The organism is Candidatus Symbiopectobacterium sp. NZEC135 (genome assembly GCF_025962695.1).
In genome coordinates, this window is sequence record NZ_JAGFPF010000770.1 from 1 (window position 1) to 961 (window position 961).

Genomic DNA, 961 nt, shown 5'->3' on the forward strand with positions numbered 1-961 from the left:
GGCAGGTGACGCTGCCCGATCTGCGTATTGCATTGCTGTCGGGGGATTGGGTGGAGCCTGACAGCGGTGAACGGCTGCGCACGCTCGCGCCGTCGGCACAGGCATTTGCGTTGGGCGGGGCCACAGAAGCCGCTATCTGGTCCACGATATGGCCAATGTCGTCACCGATACCGGAAGGGTGTCACACGGTTCCCTACGGTTTCCCATTGAGGAATCAACGTTTCCGCGTGGTGGATGCCTTGGGCAATGACACGCCCGACTGGGTGCCCGGTGAGCTGTGGATTGGCGGGTTGGGGGTGGCGCGCGGCTATTGTGCTGATGCGCGCTTGACGGCGCTGCACTTCAACGGCGATTACCCGTGGCGCTGGTATCGTACTGGCGATCGCGGACGCTATCGACCAGACGGGGTGCTGGAATTTTTGGGGCGTATCGACAGTCAGGTTAAGTTACAGGGTCACAGAATTGAATTGGGTGAAATAGAAGCCACTTTGCTGCGTCATCCACAGGTACGTCACGCCGTTGCGGTGGTGCAAGGCGATGGCGCTACGGCAGGGTTGCACGCTTTTGTCCAGATGGATGCCGCTGAAGAAGAGATCAACGCGCTCTTGAGCGCACTGCATCACGAACTGCGTATCACTTTGCCGGGCTATGCGATTCCGGGGGCAATATCCCCGGTGACCACCTGGCCGCTGACCCCCAGCGGAAAAATCGACAGGCGTCAGTTAGCGCTGTCCCCGCCGCACTCAACGTCTCCTCTTCCTGAAAAAATCAGTGAGTTGCAGCATGTGGTCGCTGCGTTGTGGCAACAACTGGTGGAAGGGCCACCGCCATCGGGCACTGATTCCTTCTTCCGTGCGGGCGGTAACTCGCTGCTGGGAACAAAACTGGTGGCTCAGGTGTGTGAAAGATTTTCTATCAACTTGACCATAAAGGAGTTTTTCTCTGACGCAACTTTATCTGG

At 58.3% G+C, this 961-nt stretch carries 1 protein-coding gene; it reads left to right on the forward strand.

Annotated elements, in window-relative coordinates; all coding sequences use genetic code 11:
• A partial coding sequence (locus J5224_RS30335; RefSeq protein ID WP_264628755.1) for a non-ribosomal peptide synthetase occupies window positions 1–961 on the forward strand: 961 nt, incomplete at both ends.